General features: G+C 43.0%; 9 protein-coding genes and 1 pseudogene. 6 read left to right on the top strand and 4 right to left on the bottom strand.

Annotated features, from left to right (window positions below; all coding sequences use genetic code 11):
• The first annotated feature begins 52 nt into the window (after positions 1-52).
• Together JMX89_RS09460 and JMX89_RS09465 are read left to right on the top strand one after the other, a co-directional pair.
• Positions 53-1,594 (top strand): exonuclease SbcCD subunit D C-terminal domain-containing protein, encoded by a 1,542-nt coding sequence (locus tag JMX89_RS09460; protein ID WP_201531643.1) that lies wholly within the window; start codon positions 53-55, stop codon positions 1,592-1,594.
• Between the two features lie 72 nt (positions 1,595-1,666).
• A complete protein-coding gene (locus JMX89_RS09465) occupies positions 1,667-5,578 on the top strand; it encodes an AAA family ATPase (RefSeq protein ID WP_201531642.1) in 3,912 nt (1,303 codons plus the stop codon).
• Between the two features lie 163 nt (positions 5,579-5,741).
• Here the strand turns inward: JMX89_RS09465 and JMX89_RS09470 are convergent, their stop codons facing one another.
• On the bottom strand, positions 5,742-10,601 hold the full coding sequence (locus tag JMX89_RS09470; protein WP_201551444.1) for an NAD-glutamate dehydrogenase: 4,860 nt from the start codon (positions 10,599-10,601) through the stop codon (positions 5,742-5,744).
• Between the two features lie 447 nt (positions 10,602-11,048).
• On the opposite strand from JMX89_RS09470, the gene purD reads away from it, so the two are divergent.
• Together purD and JMX89_RS09480 are read left to right on the top strand one after the other, a co-directional pair.
• Positions 11,049-12,374: a phosphoribosylamine--glycine ligase gene (gene purD / locus JMX89_RS09475; RefSeq protein WP_201531818.1), complete on the top strand. Its 1,326-nt coding sequence runs from the start codon at positions 11,049-11,051 to the stop codon at positions 12,372-12,374.
• A 298-nt stretch (positions 12,375-12,672) separates the two neighbouring features.
• Complete coding sequence (locus JMX89_RS09480) at positions 12,673-14,067, top strand: ABC1 kinase family protein (protein ID WP_201531638.1); 1,395 nt, start codon at positions 12,673-12,675, stop codon at positions 14,065-14,067.
• A gap of 161 nt (positions 14,068-14,228) precedes the next feature.
• Here JMX89_RS09480 and JMX89_RS09485 read toward each other — a convergent pair whose 3' ends face one another.
• Positions 14,229-14,894: a methyltransferase domain-containing protein gene (locus tag JMX89_RS09485; RefSeq protein ID WP_201531636.1), complete on the bottom strand. Its 666-nt coding sequence runs from the start codon at positions 14,892-14,894 to the stop codon at positions 14,229-14,231.
• 210 nt (positions 14,895-15,104) lie between these two features.
• Here JMX89_RS09485 and JMX89_RS09490 point away from each other — a divergent pair, with 210 nt between their 5' ends.
• Both JMX89_RS09490 and JMX89_RS09495 read left to right on the top strand, forming a co-directional pair.
• A complete protein-coding gene (locus tag JMX89_RS09490) occupies positions 15,105-15,302 on the top strand; it encodes a DNA gyrase inhibitor YacG (RefSeq protein ID WP_020443572.1) in 198 nt (65 codons plus the stop codon).
• A gap of 56 nt (positions 15,303-15,358) precedes the next feature.
• Positions 15,359-16,540: an aspartate aminotransferase family protein gene (locus tag JMX89_RS09495; RefSeq protein WP_201531634.1), complete on the top strand. Its 1,182-nt coding sequence runs from the start codon at positions 15,359-15,361 to the stop codon at positions 16,538-16,540.
• Positions 16,541-16,643: 103 nt separating this feature from the next.
• On the opposite strand, the gene JMX89_RS09500 is transcribed toward JMX89_RS09495, so the two are convergent.
• Complete coding sequence (locus JMX89_RS09500) at positions 16,644-17,543, bottom strand: LysR family transcriptional regulator (RefSeq protein WP_011513737.1); 900 nt, start codon at positions 17,541-17,543, stop codon at positions 16,644-16,646.
• A gap of 234 nt (positions 17,544-17,777) precedes the next feature.
• A pseudogene (locus JMX89_RS09505) lies at positions 17,778-18,330 on the bottom strand (DNA polymerase III subunit gamma/tau); the annotation flags it as partial.

The following is an 18,330-nucleotide window of genomic DNA, read 5'->3' on the forward strand; positions in this document are numbered from 1 at the left end:
TCCAATCCTTGCTAGAATAATGGCTGTCTTTTATTCACCATTAAGCCTCATTATGTCTGTATCCGCTGTTACCCCTCTTACTATCCTGCACACCTCTGACTGGCATTTGGGACGCAGGCTTTATGGACGTCTGCGCTACGATGAATTTGCCGACTTTTTAAATTGGCTACAAAACACTATTAGTGCGCAGCAAGTGGATGTACTTATTGTCGCTGGTGATATCTTTGATACCATGACGCCAAGCAATAAAGCCCAAGCGCTGTATTATGAGTTTTTAGGCAAGGTTTCAAAGTCATGCTGTCAACATATTGTCATCGTCGCTGGCAATCATGATTCACCGACATTTTTGGATGCCCCAAGCAATGTACTTAAGTTTTTAAACGTCCATGTCGTTGGTACGGCTTGTGATGACTTAAATGATGAAGTGATGGTGTTAGATGATGCAGCCGGTACACCGCATTGCATTATCGCCGCTGTCCCTTATCTGCGTGATCGGGATGTGCGTGGCAGTCAGGCTGGCGAGTCAGCTCAAAGCAAAGACGCCAATGTTATCAAAGGTATCTGCGCGCACTATGATGAAGTCGCAGATATTGCCAACGCCAAACAAGCTGAATTATTAAAATCGCATAAGCGCCATATCCCTATTATTGCCACAGGGCATCTGTTTGCTGCCGGCGGCACCACTACTGATGATGATGGTGTTCGTGAGCTATATGTTGGCTCGCTTGGTAAAGTCTCCGCTGATATGTTCAGTGAAAGCTTTGATTACGTGGCGCTTGGGCATTTACATGTGCCACAACGCGTCGGTGGGCGTGAAACCATTCGATATTCAGGATCACCCATTGCAATGGGCTTTGGTGAGGCGCGCCAGCAAAAGCAAGTATTGCTCATACAGTTTGGCACGGTGCTAAAAAACAAAGAGCTAACACTGGAAAATGCCTCTGAGAGCAGCACTCATCAGCTGAACAACACCCTTATTAACACTGATAAGACCGTAGAAAAAACCGCTAAAAAAGCAGTCAATCAGGCGGCAAGTTTTATGGATGACCTATTTGCTGATGTCGAGTCTCTAGAAAGTGATCAGCATAGTGAAACGAGTATTGAAGAACCCTCTGAACAAACAGAAGTTATTCTAAGCACTCCTTTCACTTTACCCGCCACGCCACTGCATCATGATACCGCCCGTCAGATGCAAGTTACCTCACTCCCTATTCCAAAGTTCCAAAACTTGGCGCAAGTATCAGGTGATTTGGAAACTATTGAGAGCACCATTAAAGAACTCGTTCATTCAGAATCGGTCTGGTTAGAGGTAACTTATACCGGCGATACTATCGTAAATGATTTGCGTGAGAAAATTGACGAGATAACAAAAGAGTTAACGGTTGAAGTGTTAATCACTAAAAATCCACGCAACTATAATAAAGTACTTCATCAGCAACAAATCTCTGAGACGCTACAAGACTTAAATGAGCAAGAAGTATTTGAGCGTTGTTTAGCCACTCATAACATCCCTGATGAGCAAAGATTGACCTTGCGAGAAGCTTATGGTCAGATCGTTTATGACCTACATCATGCAGATACTCAAGCTGAATAATATCCACAACTCGTAAGCCTAATACAACTAACAGTAAATTATCACTACTATCTATAAAAATAAGACCATGCCATGCGCCTAATTGAACTAAGACTTAAAAACCTCAACTCCTTAAAAGGCGAATGGCACATTGATTTTAGTGACGCCGCTTTTCTTAACGAAGGTATCTTTGCCATTACAGGACAAACGGGCGCTGGCAAAACCACCATTTTGGATGCTATCTGTTTGGCGCTCTACAGCCAAACGCCACGACTTGGTGATATTACTGGCTCTACCAATGAGATTATGACTCAAGGTACAGGAGAGTGTTCCGCAGAAGTCATCATTGAGATTGACGCCAAGCGATATCAGTGTTCATGGTATCAACATCGTGCCCACAAAAAAGCCAAAGGCAACTTATTACCGATTAAGCACGAGATTAGCGAGGTCAAATCTGGCAAGATTTTAGAAGAGAAAAAATCTAAGACCTCTGCGTATATTCAGAATCTTATTGGTATGGATTTTAGCCAATTTACCCGCTCCATCATGCTGGCACAAGGCAGTTTTGCCGCCTTTTTAAAATCTGATATCGGTGATAGAGCGGCGATTTTAGAGAAGATAACAGGTACCGCTATCTATGCTAAAATCTCACTCAATGTTCATGAGAAAAAACGCTTTGAAGAAGATGTGCTCAGCAAGTTGCAGGCAGGCGTTGATAGCTTATCCTTGATCAGTGTTAAAGACGAAAATCTGCTGGCAGCCGAGCTAAAAGCCTTAAATCAACAGCAAAGCACACAGCGACAAACCTTTAAGACATTAAGTGAGCAGCTGCAATGGCTAAATAACATACAACAGCTACAACATAACCTGTCTATTTATCAGAGCGAGTTTGCAACCGCCCAGCAAGCGCAGCAAGCCTTTATTCCAGAAGCCAAGCGTCTAGATATTGCCAACAAGGCATTAGAGATTGATAGCCAGTTTCGTGAGCTTAGCTATAGTCGTGACACGGTAAAAAATCTAGATATTGAACAACAGAGTTTGCTGAGTCAAATCCCTGACCAGCAAGAAACGCTTACGCAAGCTGCTCGCCATTTATGCGATGCCAATAAGCTAGAAAAGCAAGCCGCAGACAACCTGCAAACAAACTTACCCATCATCGCACAGGTACGCGAATTAGATAACAAAATCAGACAACAGTCTCAATCCTTAGTGGAATACAACCAGCGTAAGGACTTATCGGTAGGCAATGTACAGATATTGCGCCAAGCAATACAAAACCATCAGCAAACCGCCGATAGCACCAAAACTCAGCTAAATAATATCGACAATTACTTTGACAACTACCCAGAGCTGATCGACCTTGATACCGATATGACAATCTTTGATACTAGCTGTCAACGATTAAGGGCGCTACTAGAAGATAACGCTGAACTTTCAGCCGCTAGGATGAGTCAACATAGCCATGCCCGCCAGCTACAAGCGGATTTTGAGATATTGTCTAAACAGCAAGATACTGATCTTTCATTGGTAGCGCAGCGGCGCGAGCAACTGCTAAATCTCCAACAGCAGCAAGCAGTGATCATTCAAAAGCAGCCGCTTGCTAGTATGCGCGGTGAGCAAGAACAAATCGATCAGATTATCACACAAATTGAGCAAGTGAGATTTAAGATTACACAGCGGTCTGAGCGAATCAGTCAAGTTCATAATATCAATCTCGCGCTACCGATATTGAATCAAGAATTGACGGTCTTAGACGACTTAATTGCCACTCATCGCGCAGATATTCAAAATACTAAACTTAAAAAGCAAGATAAGCAGACACACCTTCATCTACTACAAAAAGTCGCAAGGCTTGAAGATTACATCGTGGAACTCAAAGACGGTATGCCCTGCCCTTTGTGCGGTGCGCATGAGCACCCTTATGGTCAACATCATCCGCTATTAGATAGTCAGATTGACAATAAACAAGAGTTATCGCTGATGCAGCAGACCCAGCAGCAATTATCTGAGCTTGAGATACTCATTGAGAGTCTAGAGAAAACGTTGTCCAAATATCATATTGACCATGCTACTAAGAACGAAGCCATTAACCACCAACAGCAGCAGTTAGCCCCTTTGCAGCAGCAATGCGAGATGTTGGGCAAAGATATTCAAGAAAGCCTGCTCTCACTACTTGATATCAATAAAAATCATTCAAAAGCGATGGCAGCGATTATCCATCCGCTTTATCAATTGAGTGAGGATATAAATAAACCTGATAGTGATATTGAACGCCCTTTAGCTTTATTAGACATTACCAAACAAAATCTGCTTGAGCAAAAACAGTCTCTTAAAAATATATTAATTCAACATGATGACTTGACACAAAGCATATCAACGCTAAGTATTGCTATAGAAAGTGATGAAAAGCAGCATCAAGCACTGATGAATAAGATCAATAACCTGACGATGGATATCAAGCTACACTCGCAGAAAATAGACACTACTGAAGATAAAATAGCCACCAACTTTTCGGCATTAATCCCTCTTACTAGCAGTATTCTAACTTTGGCAGATAAGTATCCGGCGGATAACTATGCAGAATACTTAAGTATTGATTTTAAAAAAGCAGACGTTCAAAGTGCAATTAAGCAATTGGACGCTAGTATTCATAATAAAACCGTATTAGATAGCAGCGACTATGAGCGTCATATTGACAGATTACGTCAACAGCGCAGCATGCTCAGTCAGCTAAAAAAATATTTTAACGAGCAAAAAAACAGCCAGCAACAGCTAACCAATACCTTAAGTGCAGTGAGCGCTCAAATTGACACTAAGCAAGCACAGCTTTGCACGGATGAAAGCGCTCTAAAGAACCTCGAACATTTGATAGCGGATAAAAACACTGAACTTGAGCTGCTCAAGAGCAAAAGAACAAAGCTTTTTTCAGATAAAAACCCAGAGTCAGAAGACACTCTACTGCGCCACACAGTGGATGACGCAAAAGCCAAACAAGCAAATGCTCAAAGACAGCTAGACAGCACGCAGCAAGTATTAGAGCAATTGCAAAAAAGGCAACGACAGCTATTGGCAGAATTGCAGTCTGCTATGACAGCCCTTAATACGCAACAAGCGGTATTTATGGAGCATCTAGCAGCGGCGCAATTTGTGGATGAAGACGCTTTTACCCTTGCGCGCCTGCCTAAAGAAGAGCGTGATGCTTTACATACTCGTAAGCTTGCGATTGACAGCGCCTTGCAGCAGGCACAGTCACAGTTAGATAGCACCCAACAATCATTAGAGCAGAACCTATCTCTTGCTATGACGAATGTCAGCCAAGAAACGATTGCCGCCCAACATCAGCACATTCAGATGGAGATTGATCAGCTCAGCCAACAGATTGGTGCTATTGTTCAAAGGCTTAAAGACAATGAAAACCAAAAAGGTCAACAAGCAACGCAGCTTATAGCCATTAATGCACAAAAAGAGAAGTTACAAGTTTGGCAGCAGCTGCATACTTTAATTGGTTCAGCCGATGGTAAGAAATATCGCACCTTTGCTCAAGGCTTAACCTTTGAAGTGATGATTAGCCATGCCAATAGCCAATTACAAAAGATGAGTGACCGCTACTTGCTGATTCATGATGACAGCAATCCGCTTGAGCTTAATGTGATTGATAACTATCAAGGCGGCGATATTCGCAGCACCAAAAACTTATCTGGTGGTGAAGGCTTCATTATCAGTCTCGCGCTCGCTCTTGGACTATCTCAAATGGCCAGCCACAACATCCGTGTGGATTCGCTATTTTTGGATGAAGGTTTTGGCACGCTTGATGAAGAGTCGTTAGATATTGCTCTAGATACCTTGACAGGCTTGCAACAAGAAGGAAAATTGATTGGTATTATCTCTCACGTACAGGCGTTAAAAGATCGCATTTTGACCCAAATAAAGGTCGAAAAAATCTCTGGCGGCTTTAGTCAAATCAGTGGTCAAGGATGTCGGCGTGTTATGAGTGATAAAGTATGATAGGTTAGCCTGATTGATGACGACATATGATAAAGAAGTACGTTTAAAGGCATTTATTAAATGATACTGGCACAGCTATTTAGCATAAAAATGTAAAAAAACCACCGTTAATGAATAACGGTGGTTTTTTATAATCAAACTATCTTTTTACTTACTCGATTCGCTATTTGGTCACTAAACCACTTAACTCACTCATCAAGACGGATAACGTTGAGAGGCTGATTTGGCTATCATTATTGCTATCAAGTTTATCCATCTCAGCAGTAACGCCGGCAAGCTGGCTAGCATGACGCGACTTCCAATCACTGAAGGCTTGAATGGCATCAGGTCGAGTCAATAACGTCTCCATCAGCATACGTAAGCTGCGCGATACGTCATTGGCAAGCGCATGACGGGCACGGCGATCCCAGTGGTCTTGCTGCGGCAAGATAGCAATATTATCCATCATCCAATCAAGCTGCAAAACGTGATAGGCCTCAAAGTATAAAGTGGCAATCTCGTCAACCGGACGTTCGTACTGCTCTGCTAAAAGGGCAGCATCAAGGGCATCAACATGGTATGGCAACATTGCAAACATCGATGCATCATTGATAGAAAGACCATCTTCTATCAATCTTGTGGTATCGGCTTGCAAGTATTGTGAGAATTGCTGCTCAATAAATCCGCCTGATTTGGTTAGCTTTTCGACACTGTCTTCAAAACGGCTAATCATATCAGCCACTTGCAAATCTTGTCCAAAGGCATTGATAAACCAGACTACTCCGTTTTCGAGTGCATCGCGCAGACGCAGTTCAAGCTCAAGCAGCAAAGTGGCATCGACTTGATTATCAAGTGCTTCAAGCAGCTCCCATGCTTTTGAGACATGAAATACATCACGCGCAATGGCATAGCCGCGCACGATAGTGGCAAGCGTTTGTCCTGTCTCTTCATGCAGACGGAATAATGCTTCGATACCCAGACGGTTGACCACACTATTGGTCATATACGTACTGATGATTTCACGGTGTAAACGATGCTCAGTCATCTCATCAAAAAAGCGCGATGCCAGCTCATCGGGGAAATACTTGCGTAATTCATTAACGAAATACGGCGCATCCGGTAAATCTGAGAGCAGTAAGTTGTCATAAACCCACATTTTTCCGTAAGCCATCACAACGGCTAGCTCAGGATTGGTCAGACCTGTGCCAGATTTTTGGCGTTTAGCAATCTCTTCATCTGATGGCAGATACTCAATCGCTCGATCTAGACGCCCTTCTGCTTCTAACATCTGAATAAAGCGCTGATGATCGCTTAAGTTTGCAGCTGCTCGGATTTGACTCAGCTCAATTGCTTGCGGTTGCAGATAGTTTTGACGCAGCACCAATTCGCTAATGGTCTCGGTCATGCTTTCAAGAAGCTCATTACGCTGCTTCAACGTCATATCACCTTGCTCAACCACTTTGCCAAGTAAGATTTTGATATTGACTTCATGATCTGAGCAGTTGACGCCGCCTGAGTTATCGATAGCATCAGTATAAATACGTCCACCAGTTTGGGCATATTCGATACGACCTCGCTGCGTGAGGCCTAGGTTACCCCCTTCACCGACGATAGCCGCACGTAATTCGCCACCGTTGACACGTACGGCATCATTGGCACGATCACCTACGTCAGCATGACTCTCCTCACTACTTTTCACATAGGTACCGATACCACCATTCCAAATGAGATCTACTGGCGATTTTAGCAACGCGCTGATAAAGTCATTGGGTGCTAAGCTGTCATCTGAGATATCAAAAACCGCTTTCATTTCAGGGCTGATAGCAATGGTCTTGTCTTGACGTGAGAAGATACCACCGCCTTGGCTAATGAGAGACTGGTTATAATCTTCCCACGATGAGCGAGGTAGATCAAATAAGCGCTCGCGTTCTGCAAAAGACGCTGCTGTATCTGGATTTGGGTCAATGAAAATATGCAGATGGTTAAAGGCAGCAACCAGTTTGGTATGGGTTGATCTGAGCATACCGTTACCAAAAACATCACCGCTCATGTCACCAATGCCCACGACGGTAAAGTCATCACGATTTTGGATGTCCATGCCGCGCATACGGAAGTGGCGCTTGACCGACTCCCAACCACCGCGGGCGGTAATGCCCATCGCTTTGTGGTCATAACCAACCGAGCCACCAGAAGCAAAGGCATCATCTAGCCAAAAGTTATATTCAGCAGACAAAGCATTAGCGATATCAGAAAAGGTTGCCGTACCTTTATCGGCAGCGACCACCAAATACGGATCATCTTCATCATGACGTACGGTATTGGCTGGCGGGACAATCGCACCATCGACGATATTGTCGGTCACATCAAGCATACCGCGAAGAAATGTTTGATAGCAGGCAATACCTTCAGCTTGGAACACATCACGACCATCCGCCATCGTTTTGGTTTTAACGATAAAGCCGCCTTTTGAGCCAACCGGTACGATAACGGCGTTTTTGACCATTTGTGCTTTAACCAGACCAAGTACTTCAGTACGGAAATCTTCCATACGATCAGACCAACGCAGCCCGCCGCGAGCGACTTTACCGCCACGCAAATGCACTGCTTCAACGCGTGGTGAATAGACAAATATCTCAAACATTGGTTTAGGCTTGGGTAGATTTGGAATATCTGCTGCCAAAAATTTAAAGGACAAACGATCTTTACGCTGCCCATTCGCCTCTCTTTGATAAAAGTTGGTACGTACCATAGCGTTAATTAAATCCAAGTACCAGCGGAAGATACGGTCTTCATCCAAGCTACTGACACCTGCTAATGCGGTGGTAATCTGTGCTCGAATCTGGCTGGTTTTGCTGGCACGTTCCTCTTCACTATAGTTAGGATTCATTCTTGCATCAAATAAACTGCCTAATGCGACACTGATGTCACTGTTTTTGACCATAGTTTGTTGAATATAGACGTTTGAGAACGGTGCTTTCGCTTGCATCATATAGCGTGACAAGGCGCGCAGTACCACCACATCATAAGTATCTAACTTGGTGGTCAATACCAATTCGTTAAGTGAATCACTCTCAACCTGTCCTGCCCAAATTTGCTTTAAGCTGTCTTCAAACTGTGCACGCACCACTTGCATATCAATGGTATCAACGTGCTCTAAGACCAGCTCATACTCCTGCATCCAAATAGGTTGCTCAGGTAAATCAAACTCATAGGTCTGCGCTGAGATAACTGATACCCCGAAGTTCTCTAGTACGGGTAAGACTTTAGATAAGATAACTGCTTTTTGACGACCATATAGCTTTAAGTGCAACTGATTGCTTGCGTCACCTGTCGATTGATACAAGTGCCAAATCATCGGCTGCTCATCGCTAAGTCCAGCCAAACGCTTGGTATCTTCAACGGCAGTACGTGCATCGAATCGCTCTTGGTAAGCGGCAGGGATATAACTTAAAAATCTGCGCGTCAGAGCATTGGCATGCTGCTCACCGACATTATCCAGCAGCATTTTTTGATAGTTATCACTCCACGACTGCATCAAAAAGGACAGCTTGGCTTGGAGCGCAGCGGTATCCACCTCATGCACTTGACCTGGCACTGTACGGACATGCACATGGACGCGGGCATGTTCAGATTCATTAAACTCCGTTGTAAAGCCTGAAGATGTACCACCATAAGCTTCTTTTAGGACGTTCTGTACCTTGATGCGAAGTTCGGTATTGAATTTATCACGCGGAATATAGACCAAGCAGGAAACAAAACGCTGGTAATGATCGATACGGCAAAATAAGCGTAGGCTTTTTTTGTCCTGTAGTTGGCTAATTCCTAGTACTGTCGGGTAAAGATCTTCAATGCTTGCTTGAAACAAGTCATCGCGCGGCAAGGTGTTAATGATATGCATCATTTTATGATACGCATGACCATCACGTGGTAGTTTTGCCATCGCCATGATTTTATTGGATTTTTCGCGTAATAATGGAATTTGTTGCACGCTTAGTTGATAAGCTTGCGCTGTAAAAAGACCAATAAAACGATGCTCACCGATGAGCTTGCCATTATCATCAAACTTATGAATGCCCAAAAAATCCATATAAACTGGACGGTGTACTGGCGATACTCGGCTTGATTTTGACAATACCAATACTTGCGGCGCTGTTAGCAGTCTTTTTAGATTGCTTGGCAGCTCGTCAAAGCTTTTTGAAAGCTGATCTTCACTACCGCCACGTAATAGCCCAAGCCCACTATTGCCAATAGAAAATAAATCCAAATCACTACGGTCGTCTTGGTTGGCTATATTGCCAACACTATTAACCTCGATTCTGTGCCCGTCTTCTAAGCGGTACTCGCGATATCCCAAAAAGATAAAGTGATCGTCCAAGACCCAATCTAAAAATGCTTGAATCTCTTGTTGAGAGTAAAATACTTCCGGCAGTGTTTTTGTAGCAAGCTCCGCTTTTATATCGGTTAGCTTGGCACGTATCTGCTGCCAGTCATCAACGACGACATCAAGTGTGTCTACTTTTGCCAGCAGCATCTGTTTTAATGCCGCCAATTCATCATTGTCTTGATAAGAGATTTCACAATGAATCAAAGACATGTGTGAGGTGCCACTTTCTTGAGCGCTTTCAACTTTAGTGATCGCGCCATTTTCATCGCGTTCGACATTGACGATGATATGATAAGTACGATGCACATCGATGCCTTGCTCTTCAAGACTCATCAATAGCGTGTCGACCAAAAATGGTCGGTCATAGGCAACGATTTGGATAACGGTATGTGAGCTGTGAAAATGCTGCTCTTCTGCAATGGGATTTAATATGGCAAGCTGCGGATGGCTACGATCATAGGCTTTTAATAGCGTAAAATGATGCAGCGCCATCCCAGCCAAATCAGCATTACTGATGTCCTTTGCAGTCTCTTGATGCAATGGCTGATAGTAGCTATGAATAAAGTGGTCAAATAATGATTTGTCCGCTTGTACATAACTGGTGGCAATATCGCTTATCTGGCTGATCCGCTCTTTTGCGATATTTAGAGAGTTTGGCATATCCTTTGTCCTTGCGCTTTTTTATAAGCTTCTTATTTAGGTGTTATGTCTTATGTATTGTGAATAATTAAGTTTGAACTTATTGAACATTAGCAATCATGGTTTGTCTGACTCCCGCTATATGAACTATTTTGTGAGGTTTAACAGGTCTATGAGTAAATAATTTCACTCAAGGCTATCTCTCAGGTGGAATTGTAACGCACCTGCTGTCATAGCTAAAGCGTACAACATCATTTCATGAATCAGTAAGATGTCGATAACATTTACTAATGAGACGATTGTGATCTGATACGGCTGAATATAGACGGACAGGCGCATAGCTATGACACATAGTCATGACAAGGGCGGCGTTTTTTTGTTAGAATAGCGCAGAATATTGGACAGTATTTTGCTGGCTCGCTATTAACTCACTTATTATGAATTTTAATGCTAAGGGCAAGAGGTATGATGAATATTTTGGTGATTGGTTCAGGTGGTCGTGAACACGCACTAGCATGGCAGTGCGCAAAAGATAATAATGTAAAAAATATCTATATCGCGCCCGGTAATGCTGGCACCGCCCTTGAACCCAAATGCCAAAACGTCACTTTGGAAGACGCCACTGATGCAGGCGAGCACAGCGCTGTTATCAAGTTTTGTCAGAATAACGCTATCGACATGGTCATCGTTGGTCCAGAAGCACCGTTGGTAACAGGCATTGTCGATGCTTGTCGTGCTGCTGGCATCAAAGCTTGGGGTCCAACAGCGTATTGCGCGCAGTTAGAAGGCTCAAAGACTTTTGCCAAAGAATTCATGGAACAAAACAATATCCCAACGGCAGCTTATCAGGGCTTTACCGACGCAGTAGCGGCAAAGGCTTATATCGATGAGCAAGGCGCACCTATTGTCATTAAAGCCGATGGTCTTGCTGCTGGTAAAGGCGTCATTGTTGCTGAGACGATCGAACAGGCGCATGAAGCCATTGACGATATGTTGGCGGATAATAAATTTGGCGATGCCGGTAGCCGCGTGGTGATTGAGCAGTTTTTGCAAGGCGAAGAAGCCAGTTTTATCTGTATGGTCGATGGTGAAAATATCCTGCCAATGGCAACCAGCCAAGACCATAAGCGTGCTTTTGAAGGTGATGCGGGTCCAAACACAGGCGGCATGGGTGCATATTCTCCTGCGCCAGTCGTCACTCAAGAGGTTCATGATAAAGTCATGGCACAAGTGATTCAGCCTGTTGTAGATGCGATGAAAGCTGCCGGTCATCCTTATACCGGATTTTTATATGCTGGACTCATGATTGATGATGCCGGCGACCCGTATGTGATTGAGTTTAACTGCCGTTTTGGCGATCCGGAGACGCAGCCTATTTTGATGCGCCTGCAATCGTCGATGGTTGATTTGGTTGCACAAGGACTCGAAGGTAAATTACCGAGCGAAGCCAATTGGGATGAGCGCCCTGCCCTTGGTATTGTCATCGCCTCAAAAGGCTACCCTGAAACTTCATCGAAAGGTGATGTGATTGCAGGCTTGCCAGAATTAAATAATGAGAATCAAAATTCGGTAAAAGTCTTTCATGCAGGCACGGCTTTTTCTAATGAAGATGCCCTTAGCAATGAGAAAGAAGTCGTGACCAATGGCGGTCGCGTATTATGTGTGACTGCATTAGCAGATAGCATCTCAGATGCACAGCAAGCAGCATTAACGGTCACTGCTGCTATCAGTTTTGATGGTGCTCATTATCGCCGTGATATCGGTCATCATGCTATTGCCCGTGAAAACATTTAAATAGTAGTGATAAGTAGCACCTACCTATAACGACTTTTGATAAATTCGACCTAGCGTGATGCTGGGTTGAATTTTTTGATGGGTTATAGTTTTTAAAGGCTGCTAAAACTAACAGGCAAAAAATGCTTAAGAATTTCAGCATGCTAGCCTAAATTACAAAGTAAATAACGTCGCTTGGCTAAGCTGCAAAACCTGCCTTCTTTATATGATACAATTCTGTACACTCATAGCACATCTCCCTTGTATTGTAGGTACATCACCCACAAATCAATACCAACTCGATGAAATGACGATATCTATGGCAAACAATACCTCTAGGTCTTCTAATAACAAGCAGTCTATCGATAATTTAAAAACCTCGGGGTTTGATCGTCGTATGTCGATTGCCAAAACTTCGTTGAACATCGGTCGTCGTTGGGCAGGTAATAGCGTGTCTGGTATGTTTCTTAATAAAGAAGCACGTACAGCACGTAACCAGATTTTTATGGAAGAACAGGCGCATTATTTGGCAGAAGAGCTTGGTAAATTAAAAGGCTCTGTCGTGAAAATTGGTCAAATGCTGGCGATTTATGGTGAGCATATCTTACCACCTGAGATTACCCGTGCCTTACAAACGCTTAATGATGATACAGCAACACTTGCATGGCCAAAAATCGAGCAGAATTTACAGGATTTATTGGGTAATAAGCTGCAGGAGCTTCAGGTTGACCCTGTCCCTATTGGTACGGCATCCCTCGCCCAAGTTCACCGTGCAACCGTCATAGCCACGGGTGAGCAAGTGGTATTAAAAATTCAATATCCGGGCGTGGCCGATGCGATTAACTCTGATTTGGCTCTATTTAAGAGTTTGTTAAAGGTTAGTAATATCGTTCCACAAACCCGTTCACTCGATGCATGGTTTGAAGAGATACGTGATTTATTACATCATGAAGTCGACTATGAGGCGGAAGCTGACACAACAGAGCGGTTCTATAACCGTTTGATTGACGATGCACGTTATGTAGTGCCGAAAATCAATCGCCATTATTCGACCAAACGCTTACTTTGTATGTCTTATGAGCCGGGTATCAGTGTGGTTTCTGACGCATTGCAACTACTCCCTCTTGAGCGTCGAAACGCCATCGGTCAGGCGGCTATCGAAATCATGATACAAGAGATTTTCGTTTGGGGTGAGATGCAAACGGATCCAAACTTTGGTAATTACCTTGTCCGTGTCGCACGCGACGAAACCGAAATTGATAAACTGGTCTTATTAGATTTTGGCGCGATTCGGCAGTTCGATAATAACTTATTGACGATTGCTCATAATTTATTACGTGCCGGTTATTATCATGATCATCAATCTATGATGAGTGCCATGACTGGTTATGACTTTTTTGATACCATGAGTGATAAAGTACGTTCAGATATCGCTTCATTGTTTTTGTTGGCAACTGAACCTTTTAGTGATCCTGTGATAAACACGGATATGCCTGCTAATTGTCTAGATGAGCAACAGCGCTATATTTGGGCTAACAGTAAGCTGCATACTCGCCTCTCAAATGATGCGACACAAGCGATGCAGTCTTTCGAGTTCAATCTACCACCTAAAGAGTTTATGTTTATCAGTCGGAAATTTATTGGTGCTTATACATTTTTGACGGTGCTTGATGCTCGTACGGATTCTAATAACTTAGTAAAACCGTTTTTATAAACTTATTTTAACGTACTTACTCGACGGATTTTTGAACCGCCTTTCTGGGGCGGTTTTATTTATTACAATTTTAATTGCTTAGGCTATTTTATAGTTTTAACTTAACCTTAGCATTTTATAGTAAATGTAATTCTTTTATCTTTTTTACTTAGGCTATTACCTTAAATACTCACATTAGCTATCATCCACTTATCGAATCTGGTTTGATAACCTTCAGGTTTCTTCATGCTTAACTCCCAACAGGTTTCTTGCCGTGCTAAGTATTTAACTTCAAAATGTGTACGCTGACTGCTGCTTGCAACCTGACTACGCGTATTGGGCAAACACCATACCTCATTTGCTTGATGCTCGGCATTGTCCATATATGTTTCGATGTTGGTTGCCAATATTATCTCCCCGCCTACCTGTAAGCGTGACAGTAAAAACTCAAAAAACGGCATATTAAGCCATTGTTGATTGGGATTGTGCTGCTCAGGATTGGGATATAAGATATAGATACTATCGATACTATTTGGCGCAATTGCATGTACGATCCATGCAATTGCATCAGCATGAATAGCGGTCAAATTGGCAGAATTCTGCTGCGCTGCCAATTTTTTAAATGCCTCAAACTTATTGCGCGTACGCTCAATCGCAATCAGATGCTTATCAGGATTTTGCATGGCAAAGCTTAAGGCATGCTTGCCCTTCCCTGCGCCAATCTCCAAAACGAGTGATGATTTAGGTTTAAGTGCTGCGTCTGGCATCACAAAATCACGTGGTGCTGAGAGTCGTTGAGGTTGAAATGCCCGCTCTTGCTGATGTGAAAGCTCAAGGTTGTCAGTCATTTGCTGTCCTTAAAATATTTGTCATTTGTCATTATTCGGCTGCATGCTATTATATAGTCAATGCAACCCAATAGTAATATCACGATATCGATTACTCATCGACAAATAGCTTTCTCAATCAGATTACTAGAGCAATGATTTTAAAATCAATTACTGCTTACTTTTTGAGGATACTTTGTTGATAAAACCAAGGATCTCTCTACTTTTATTATGACCGAATCTACTTCTAACGCCAGCCCTTCACCTAAAACGTATCCTTGTCCAGAATGCGGTAAGCAAACCACATGGCAAGATAATAAATATAAGCCATTTTGTAGTCATCACTGTAAGCTGATCGATCTTGGCGCATGGGCAAACGAAGACTATACATTGCCTGCTGAGTCCACGCCGTTTTCTGATGAGCTATAGTATTAAGCCCTTTACCCTCTTACTTTTATCACTTTATGATTCCAAGGATGCTGTACATGTCTGCTACTTACCTGATGCCCACTTATCTTCGTCAACCTATCAGTTTTACCCGCGGCTCAGGAAGCTGGCTCTATACTCAAGATGAGACGCCTTATCTAGACGCATTGACTGGTATCGCGGTATGTGGTTTAGGACATTGCCATCCACAAGTAACCGAAGCTATTCAACAGCAGGCAGCAACATTGGTTCATACCAGTAATTTATTTGGTATAGACTGGCAAGAGCGTGCTGGTGAAGCATTATGTAATGCCGCGCAAATGGACAGTGTATTTTTTGCCAATAGTGGCGCTGAAGCAAATGAAGCAGCACTAAAATTGGCGCGTCTATACGCGTATCAGCAAGGATTTAAGCGTCCAAAAGTCATTGTGATGGAGCAATCTTTCCATGGTCGTACCTTATTATCATTATCAGCAACTGCCAACCCCAAAGCGCGCGAAGGCTTTTACACTTTAGATAATGATTTTATCCGTGTGCCATTTGGGGATATTGCCGCCATTGAACAAGCAGCTCATGACTATGAGGATATTTGCGCGGTATTCGTAGAGCCTATTCAAGGTGAAGGTGGTCTTAATACGGCAGCTAACGGCTTTACTTACCTTGAGCAGATACAAGCCGTATGCGATACACATAATTGGCTGTTCATGCTTGATGAAGTACAGACCGGCAATGGACGAACAGGTAAGTATTTTGCTTATCAGCATAGCAGCGCACGCCCTGATGTATTAACGACGGCTAAAGGCTTAGGTAATGGCTTCCCTGTCGGTGCCTGTATGGTACGTGGTCGCGCTAATGGCTTATTTGGAGCTGGTAGTCATGGCTCAACCTATGGCGGCACACCGTTAGCCAGTCGTGTGGTACATAGCGTATATGACGTATTGGCGAACAGTGATATCATGCAAAACGCCGTCAACGAGGGACAGTTTATTGGTGATAGCATGGTTGATGCATTTGGACAATATGGCGTCAGCAGTCGCGGCGCTGGGATGATGATTGGCATTGCCCTGCCTGAAGACATGGACTGTAGCAAGCTTGTCGATCGTGCTCGTGATGAGCAGAAACTTATCATCAATGTCACAGGCGGTCATGTGATTCGTTTGCTACCACCACTTAATATGAGCCGTGATGAAAGCTTACAAGTGGTTGAACGCTTGGTTAATTTACTAAAACCCTCGTTTTAAACGTCTATTTAACAAAAACATAAAAAAGCCTATAGACAAATTATCTATAGGCTTTTTTCGTTATTAATCAATCAGCTTCATTAGCATTTAAATAAACTAAACCTTAGTTTGCATGAAAGTATTTTTTTAATACCTCTAAGCAGCGCGTGATTTTTGCAGGTTGTTGCTCACGGTTTAAGGTTACAGCATATAGTACAAAACTTGGCATCTGGTAGCCGGTCAAAACTTCGACCAAGTTGCCCGATTCTAGCTCTTTTTTGACATCCATTTCCATCATTCTAAGAATACCATGACCTTCTTTGGCGATGGTCATTGCCATAAAGACATTATTAGTATGGATACGCGACGTCATTTTGATACGTGTTTTTTTACCAGTCTCAGTCTGAGTAAGCTCAACATTATTTGTATCCTTCATGATATCAATACAGATAAGATGATGATCTGCCAAATCTTTCGGCGTTTCGATTTTCTTATGCTGACGTAAATATTGTGGTGAAGCGACCAACATTTGACGCACATCAGATAACGGATGATTGCTCACAGTTGAGTCGTTGATATTAGGGCTCATACGTATCGCAATATCGATTCGCTCATCAATCATATCAATATAATTATTATCTGCAAAATAGGTGATACTAAGATCATCGTGCGCTGACATCCAAGTCGATAGTGCTGGCAAAATATGATTAACACCAAGCTCTGGTGTCGTTGCAATACGCAAACTACCTGCCAATTCATCACGTAATTGATTGACTTTAATTCGACCTTGCTCTGCCGCACTTACCACATCTTTTGCCGCTTCATAAAAGCTAGCACCCGCTTCTGTTAAGCTGAGCTTACGGGTTGAGCGATGTAATAACACCACACCAAGCTCGTTCTCTAAAGAACGTATTTGCTGACTGACGGCGCTGGTGGTGATACCAAGCTCACGGGCTGAACCACTAAAGGAGCCGTGTCCGACCACACTAGCAAACACAGCCATACCACGTAAATTATCTAACATATTCTCATCCAAGCTGCTTTTTAGTTGTTAATATAACTTAACCATTATAGCGGATAATGATAAATCTTACAGTTTTTTAATATTAAACTCAGAGTAAGATGTGAGCGCCCCTTAATCAATAAAGGTAAAAAAATCAAGATGATAGATAAATATCACCTTGATTTTTCAATAAATACAATATTTTTAATAAAGTGCTAATTTTTATAAACTATCAATTAATAAATGTATGACTGTTTAATATAACTGAACCTTGCCCATTTTTCCTTCGCCGCGCTCGGTTAAATATTGCATCACTGGCGTATTAAACAATCTTGATTCTGCCACTGTTTTAGCCTCAACGAGACGTTTTTGTTGACGACGCTCTGGGGTTTTATCATCGGCTTGCGCGATACTGCTATCAATTCGTAAGCTGATGGCAGCATCAGGGAATTGTACCTGCATTTTTGTCGCTAGCTGCTCAAAGGTTGCCTGCAAATGCTTACTATCGACTGCTGTGACAAAGATGGCTTCGGCATTACAGCTGCCTGTCATCATACCTTGACGGGCAAGCGCCAATTCATCTTGAGCCAAACTAGCGGCTTCACGAGCAGCTTGTAGCCAATAGTCCCATTTTTCTGGTGTCCACTCACCTATCAATTCTTGCGGCGGACAACGTAGAAGCGCCCGAGGGTCTTCAGATTGAATTAATAATTGAGAATCATTTACCTCGGGTTCAACAACGGGTTCAACAACGGGTTCAACAACGGGTTCAACAACGGGTTCAACAACGGGTTCAACAACGGGTTCA

The sequence above is a fragment of the Psychrobacter sp. DD43 genome (assembly GCF_904846555.1).
GTDB classification, from domain to species: Bacteria; Pseudomonadota; Gammaproteobacteria; order Pseudomonadales; family Moraxellaceae; genus Psychrobacter; species Psychrobacter cryohalolentis.